Below are 6,968 nucleotides of genomic sequence, written 5' to 3' on the forward strand. Positions count from 1 at the left end.
GCGTGAGACCGCTTCCCGCAGTGCTTGCCGTTCTGGTGCTCGGCGTCTCCGCTGCAGCCATCGTCGCGGGCGGCCGTATCGCCACCGAGGGCGCCAAGGTCGAGATATCGAACGAAGACGTGCCGACGCTCGATATGCTGGGCGATCCCGCCGCCGCCGACTTGCCGGAAGACAGCGATGCCGCGCCCCCGCCGGAGCCCCTGCCTGCAACCGGGCAGCCGCCGCAATCAGAACAGTCGTCGGCGCAGCAGTCGGGCCAAGCGCAGGATCCCCAGCCTTCGAAACCTGCGCAGCCGGGGCCGCAGCAGGCTGCACCGTCGGCGGACACCATCCAGCAACAGGCGCAGGCTGCCTCACGCACCATCGATCCGATGATGGCGGCGCCGCCGGGCGATCCCGGTGCCTTGCAGCGCATCGAGCCGCGCGCGCCCTTGAGCAAGCTTTCGCAGGCGCAGCCGAAGAAAGCGGCAATGCCGGACAAATGGAAGGGCACGCCGCTCTACCAGGCGGTGGCGCCCGCGGCAGGCCGCCTCGAAGCCAAGGGCTATTCGGTCGCCGTTTCGGGCGTCGACATCATTCCGGAGGATGAGACCTGCACTGACGAAGCCGGCAAGTCGTGGCCTTGCGGTGTCCGCGCGCGCGGGGCCTTCCGCGCTCTCATCCGCCAGCGTGCCGTCAACTGCGTGGTGCCGCCGGAAGGCGGGCGCGACCTGATCTCTGCCCCCTGCCGCATCGGCAAGGTCGATGTCGGCGAGTGGCTGGTCGTCAATGGCTGGGCACGCCCCGCCGCCGGCGGTCCCTATACGGAGGCCGGCGAAAAGGCGAAGACGGAGAAGCGGGGCATTTTTGGCATGGCGCCCGTGGGGACCGGCCTGCCGCCGGCCCCGCCACCTGTTTCCGCACCTGAAGCGGTGCCGAGTTCGATCATCGACAGCTCCGGCCTTCGTGCCCCGGCGGCACCGAGCAGTCCGCCCCCGCCAACCGGCGGCGACCCTACGCTGCGAGTTTTCCCTCCAGCGCCTGGGCAATGAGCGCGCGCGTCTCGGCGATGCCGTAGAGTTCGGCGAACGAGCCGAAGCGCGGGCCACGTTCCTGGCCGATCAGCACCTGGTAGATCATCTGGAAGAAGGCGACCGACACGCCGGGTCCGCCTTCCGGGCTCTGTTTGTTGTGATCCTGGTAGCGCTCGATCTTGCGCGCGACGTTGAGCGCGCTGTTCTGGATCGCCTCTCCATTGGCATCGGCGGGCAGTGCGGCGAGCGCTTCCGAGAGCTTGGCCAGCGCCTCGCGCTCGACATCGTCGGGCGCGCGGTAGACCTTGGTCGGCTTCACGAAGTCGTCGAAATAGCGGATCGCATAGCCGGTCAGCTTGTCGAGCTCGGGATGTGAGGCAGGCGTCACGCCCGGCGCATGGCGCGAGATGAAGCCCCACAGCACGTCCTTGTTCTGGGCGTTCGAAGCGCTGACCAGATTGAGCAGCAGCGCGAAGGAAACCGGCAGGTCGATGGCCGGCGGGTGGCCATCATGCATGTGCCAGACCGGGTTGCCGAGCTTCTCCTTCCAGTCCTGGCGCGGATAGGCCGAGAGGAAGGAATAATACTCGTCCACCGCCTTGGGGATGACGTCGAAGTAAAGCTTCTTCGCCTGCCGTGGCCGCTGGTACATATAGAGGCCAAGGCTTTCCGTCGGCGCGAAGGTCAGCCACTCGTCGATGGTCAGGCCGTTGCCCTTCGACTTCGAGATCTTCTGGCCGTTCTCGTCGAGGAACAGTTCATAGACGAAATGTTCCGGCGCACGGCCGCCCAGGATGTTGCAGATCTTGTCGTAGACGGCGGCGTTGGTCTGATGATCCTTGCCGAACATCTCGAAATCGACACCCAGCGCTGCCCAGCGCATGCCGAAATCCGGCTTCCATTGCATCTTCACCGCGCCGCCGGTCACCGGCAGTGTCGTCTCGGTGCCGTCCTCGTCGTTGAAGGTGATGGTGCCGGCCTTGGCGTCGACATGCTTCATCGGCACGTAGAGCACGCGGCCGCTCTTCGGCGAGATCGGCAGGAAGGGGCTGTAGGTCGCCTGGCGTTCTTCGCCCAGCGTAGGCAGCATCACCTTCATGATGGCGTCGTATTTCTCGGCGGCGCGCAGCAGCACCTCGTCGAAGCGTCCCGACTTGTAATAGTCGGTCGCGCTGGCGAATTCGTAGTCGAAGCCGAACGTGTCGAGGAAGCGCCGCAGCATCGCGTTGTTGTGATGCCCGAAGCTCTCATAGTCGCCGCCGAACGGGTTCGGCACGACGGTGAGCGGCATCTGCAGATAAGGTTCGAGCGCGGCTCGATCCGGCACGTTTTCCGGAATCTTGCGCATGCCGTCCATGTCGTCGGAGAAGCAGAGCAGCTTGGTCTTGACCTCGCCCTTCGTCAGCACATGGAAGGCATGGCGCACCATGGTCGTGCGCGCCACCTCGCCGAAGGTGCCGATATGCGGCAGGCCGGATGGGCCGTAGCCCGTCTCGAACAGCACGGTCTCGGGAAAATCGCGGCCTTTGTAGCGTTCGACGATCTTTTTGGCTTCCTCGAACGGCCAGGCTTTGCTCTCGGCAGCGGCTGCAAGCAGTTCGGGATTGAGATCGATCGAATTGGATATGGCCATGATGGATGCCCTGAAAACAAGCCCGGCCACGCTGCCGGACGGCCTGCTCTAGAGCATGATCCCGAAAAGTTGAAGACTTTTCGGATCACGATCATGCGCATGCAAAGAGATGGAGCGGATGCTTCGGCTCCGTGCAATACCGGGGCGTCAACGATTTCGGGCATTTTTTCCTTGGCTGAGCTTATCGTGGGCGGTGCGAGATCCACTCACCGGCAGCATTGTGAACTTGCCGGGCCGCAACAGGCACTGGCGGCCTGCTGTTCTGCCAGCCAGCGATCGCGCGGCTTGCAGCTTGCCGGGCGCGGCGACAGTTCCACCACGATCTCTTCCCTGTCCATGACGGGGGCAGCGGCACGGTGCAGTTGCATGGGCTGGACGCCGTCGCTGACTTCGAAGGTCAGCCGGGCGCTTCGGTCGAGCGAAAGGTGGTCGGCGACCTTGCCGATGATGGCGGCGAACTTCCTGGCCGTCATCTGGTCGGGCGCGTCGTCGACGTCCCACAGTTGCACGAAGATCTCCGTCCACGCTTCCGGATTGGCGCCACAGTCGAGGCCGGCAAAGTTGCCGGCCTTCACTTCCGTCACATGATAGCCCTTGCGTAGCACACGGCCTTCATAACGGAAGGTGAGCGGGCTGGAGGGATGCCGGCCGAGTGCCTCCAGCAGTTCGCCGATGGTGATGTCGTCGCCATCGACAGGAGCCGAAACAACATTGACGTTGCCAAGAGCGTTCATCTGCGCTAATCCTCATTTCGATACTTTTAGGATTATTGAAATATGGATGAACGTCAAGCCCTCGCGGCGTTCGGCGCGCTGTCACAGGAGACCCGGCTGCGTATCCTGCGCATGCTGGTTGTCGCGGGCCCGGACGGCATCGCCGCCGGCACCATTGCGGAAAAAGCCGAGGTCTCGGCTTCCAACGTGTCCTTCCACCTGAAGGAACTGGAGCGGGCGGGGTTGGCCACGGCAAGGCGCGACGCGCGCTCGATCATCTACAGCGCCGGCTATGACGCGCTAAGCGACCTGATCCGTTTCCTGATGGAGGATTGCTGCGGCGGCCATCCGGAAATCTGCGCCCCTGTCGCCACTGCGGCAGCCTGCTGCACCCCATCCAGGGACATCGTCCTGCAGGAGATCGTGAAATGAGTGATCACGTCTACAACGTGCTGTTCCTGTGCACCGGCAATTCCGCCCGTTCCATCCTGGCGGAAAGTATCCTGAGCAAGGAAGGCGCCGGCCGTTTCAAGGCTTTTTCGGCCGGCAGCCAGCCCAAGGGCGTCGTCAACCCCTTCGCGCTCAAGGTGCTCGCCGCGCTGGACTATCCGACCGAAGGGTTCCGCTCCAAGAGCTGGGACGAGTTTGCTGCTCCCGGTGCGCCGGAAATGGATTTCATCTTTACTGTCTGTGATAGCGCCGCCGGCGAAGCCTGTCCGGTCTGGCCGGGCAATCCCATGACCGCACATTGGGGCATTGAGGATCCCGCAGCCGTGGAAGGCTCGGATATCGACAAGGAACGGGCTTTCTCCACGGCCGCGCGCTACATGAAGAACCGCATCGACGCCTTCCTCAACCTGCCGCACGCCTCGATCGATGAACTTGCCATGCAGCGTCATCTCCGGCGCATCGGGTCGAGCGAGGGGACGACGCAGCTGGCGCTGGAAGCCATCGATGGCACGGATCGCGAATTTCGGGCTGCGCTCGTCGATGCCGACCTGCCGGTCGATGACCTGGAGGAGCAGGGCCGCAGCTTCTTCAGCCTGTCGCGTGGCGGCACCAGAGTCGCATTCGGCGGTTATGAACTGCATGGCGAGGATGCCCTGTTGCGCTCGATCGTCGTGTTGCAGGGCCATCGCGGGCAAGGCGTCGGCGAGACGGCGACAGAGATCCTGCTGGAGCGTGCGCGGCTGGACGGCGCCCGCCGCGCCTATCTGCTGACCACGGACGCAGCTCCATTCTTCGAGGAGTTTGGCTTCCACAAGGTCGATCGCGCGGCGGTTCCGCAATCGATCCTCGCCACCCGGCAGGCCTCGGCGCTTTGCCCGCAATCGGCGACCGTGCTTGAGAAGACGTTGGCGGCCTGAGCGATGACGACATTCGAACGTTACCTGACCCTGTGGGTCGGCCTGTGCATCGTCGCCGGCGTACTCCTCGGCCATCTGTTCCCCGGCCTGTTCCAACTGGTCGGCGCGGCCGAGATCGCCAAGGTCAATTTGCCGGTGGCGGGCCTGATCTGGCTGATGGTCGTGCCGATGCTGCTCAAGATCGATTTCGCGGCGCTCGGCGAAGTCGGCCGCCATTGGCGGGGCATCGGCGTGACGCTGTTCATCAACTGGGCGGTCAAGCCGTTCTCGATGGCGCTGCTCGGCTGGCTTTTCATCGGCTGGTTGTTCCGGCCCTATCTGCCAGTCGGCCAGATCAACTCCTATATTGCCGGGCTCATCATCCTGGCCGCCGCGCCGTGTACGGCCATGGTCTTCGTCTGGTCGAACCTGACCAAAGGCGAGCCCCATTTCACGCTGTCCCAGGTGGCACTCAACGACGCCATCATGGTCGTCGCTTTCGCGCCGATCGTAGGCCTGCTGCTCGGCCTTTCGGCAATCACCGTGCCATGGGGCACGCTGGCACTTTCGGTCGTGCTCTACATCGTCATCCCAGTGGTCGTTGCCCAGTTCGTGCGCCGGCGCCTGCTTGCCAGCGGAGGCCAGTCGGCGCTCGACCGGCTGCTTGCAACCTTGCAGCCGCTGTCGCTGATCGCACTTTTGGCCACACTGGTGCTGCTGTTCGGTTTCCAGGGCGAGCAGATCATTGCGCAGCCGCTGGTCATCGCGCTGCTGGCGGTGCCGATTCTGATCCAGGTCTATTTCAATGCCGGGCTCGCCTATCTGCTCAACCGCGTCAGCGGCGAGCAGCATTGCGTGGCCGGTCCCTCGGCGCTGATCGGCGCTTCCAATTTCTTCGAGCTGGCGGTCGCCGCCGCCATCAGCCTGTTCGGTTTCAATTCCGGTGCGGCGCTCGCCACTGTCGTCGGCGTGCTGGTCGAGGTGCCGGTGATGCTCTCCGTCGTCTCGATCGTGAACCGCAGCAAAGGCTGGTATGAGCGCGGCCTGAAGCCGGCACCTGCCGTAGAAACCGGGAAGGCGCGATGACTGTCACCATCTATCACAATCCCACCTGCGGCACGTCCCGCAACACCCTGGCGATGATCAGGGCCAGCGGCGAAGATCCGGTTGTTATCGAATATCTCGTCCACCCGCCATCGCGGCAGCGATTGGTCGAACTGATCGCAGCCATGCAGATCACGCCAAGGCAGCTGCTGCGCGAGAAAGGTACGCCCTATGGCGAGCTCGGTCTGGCCGACAGCAAGTGGTCCGACGACGAACTGCTCGACTTCATGATGGCGCATCCGATCCTGATCAATCGACCGATCGTCGAGACCCCGAAAGGCACGGCGCTCTGCCGGCCGTCCGAGGCCGTGCTCGATCTTCTCGACAACCCCGTCGCCACTTTCACCAAGGAAGACGGTGAGGTGGTTCGCCACGGTCCGGAGGTTGCGTGACCTTGCCCAGTCTCGACAAGGGCGCATTCCGGCTGCCGGATGCGGATGCCCTGCGCGCCGCGTTTCCCATGCACAAGCCGCGTATCCTGCTGCTCTACGGCTCGCTGCGCGAGCGCTCCTACAGCCGCTTTCTTGCGTTCGAAGCGCAGCGGCTGCTCGATGCCATGGGCGCCGAAACGCGTATCTTTCACGCTGATGGCCTGCCGCTTCCGGACGATGCACCGGCCGATCATCCGAAGGTGCAGGAACTGCGCGAGGCGATGGTGTGGTCCGAGGGCCAGGTCTGGGTCAGTCCCGAACGGCACGGTGCGATGAGTGCGGTGATGAAGGCGCAGATCGACTGGATACCCCTCCCGGGCGGCGCCGTCCGGCCGACGCAAGGACGCACGCTCGCGCTCATGCAGGTCAGTGGCGGTTCGCAATCCTTCAATGCGGTCAACCAGATGCGAATCCTCGGGCGCTGGATGCGCATGATCACCATCCCCAACCAGTCCTCCGTGGCCAAGGCCTGGCAGGAATTCGACGAGGCTGGCAGGATGCGGCCTTCCGCCTTTTACGACCGTGTGGTCGACGTGATGGAAGAGTTGATGAAGTTCACCCTGCTGACGCGCGGCATCTGCGATCACCTCACCGACCGCTACAGTGAACGCAAGGAGAGCGCCGCCCGCCTCGACAAGCGTGTGAGCCTGGCCTCGCAGTGATGGCGAGGCAGACGCCGCTTGCGGCCGTGGCGGCGCTAGGGGTCACCCAGATCATCGCCTATGGCA

At 64.2% G+C, this 6,968-nt stretch carries 7 protein-coding genes and 2 pseudogenes; 7 read left to right on the forward strand and 2 right to left on the reverse strand.

Annotated features, from left to right (window positions below):
• Positions 1 to 2 precede the first annotated feature (2 nt).
• Positions 3 to 1,031: a thermonuclease family protein gene (locus L4923_RS27635; protein ID WP_239370317.1), complete on the forward strand. Its 1,029-nt coding sequence runs from the start codon at positions 3 to 5 to the stop codon at positions 1,029 to 1,031.
• Here the strand turns inward: L4923_RS27635 and L4923_RS27640 are convergent.
• Both L4923_RS27640 and L4923_RS27645 read right to left on the reverse strand, forming a co-directional pair.
• Positions 994 to 2,646: a lysine--tRNA ligase gene (locus L4923_RS27640; RefSeq protein WP_239370318.1), complete on the reverse strand. Its 1,653-nt coding sequence runs from the start codon at positions 2,644 to 2,646 to the stop codon at positions 994 to 996. The genes L4923_RS27635 and L4923_RS27640 overlap by 38 nt on opposite strands.
• Positions 2,647 to 2,852: 206 nt before the next feature.
• Positions 2,853 to 3,380 carry a DUF6428 family protein gene (locus L4923_RS27645; protein WP_239370319.1) on the reverse strand — a complete coding sequence of 176 codons (528 nt, stop codon included), beginning with the start codon at positions 3,378 to 3,380 and terminating at the stop codon, positions 2,853 to 2,855.
• Positions 3,381 to 3,422: 42 nt separating this feature from the next.
• Between L4923_RS27645 and L4923_RS27650 the strand changes: the two genes are divergently transcribed.
• The 6 genes and pseudogenes from L4923_RS27650 to arsH all read left to right on the forward strand — a co-directional run bounded on the left by L4923_RS27650 (position 3,423) and on the right by arsH (position 6,902).
• Entirely contained in the window at positions 3,423 to 3,791 is a 369-nt protein-coding gene (locus L4923_RS27650; protein WP_239370320.1) for an ArsR/SmtB family transcription factor, read from the forward strand.
• Positions 3,788 to 4,291 (forward strand): annotated as a pseudogene (locus L4923_RS27655) (arsenate reductase ArsC); the annotation flags it as partial. The gene L4923_RS27650 and the pseudogene L4923_RS27655, both read left to right, overlap by 4 nt.
• A 45-nt stretch (positions 4,292 to 4,336) precedes the next feature.
• A pseudogene (gene arsN2 / locus L4923_RS27660) lies at positions 4,337 to 4,726 on the forward strand (arsenic resistance N-acetyltransferase ArsN2); the annotation flags it as partial.
• A 3-nt stretch (positions 4,727 to 4,729) separates the two neighbouring features.
• Entirely contained in the window at positions 4,730 to 5,791 is a 1,062-nt protein-coding gene (gene arsB / locus L4923_RS27665; RefSeq protein WP_239370321.1) for an ACR3 family arsenite efflux transporter, read from the forward strand.
• A complete protein-coding gene (arsC, locus tag L4923_RS27670) occupies positions 5,788 to 6,201 on the forward strand; it encodes an arsenate reductase (glutaredoxin) (RefSeq protein WP_239370322.1) in 414 nt (137 codons plus the stop codon). Before arsB ends, arsC begins: the two co-directional genes overlap by 4 nt.
• The gene (gene arsH / locus L4923_RS27675) at positions 6,198 to 6,902 is read left to right on the forward strand and encodes an arsenical resistance protein ArsH (protein ID WP_343304325.1); all 705 of its coding nucleotides are present in this window, start codon (positions 6,198 to 6,200) and stop codon (positions 6,900 to 6,902) included. Before arsC ends, arsH begins: the two co-directional genes overlap by 4 nt.
• Positions 6,903 to 6,968 lie beyond the last annotated feature (66 nt).

Origin of the sequence: Terribium retamae, from assembly GCF_022347545.1 — a bacterium.
In the GTDB taxonomy this organism is placed as follows: domain Bacteria; phylum Pseudomonadota; class Alphaproteobacteria; order Rhizobiales; family Rhizobiaceae; genus Mesorhizobium; species Mesorhizobium retamae.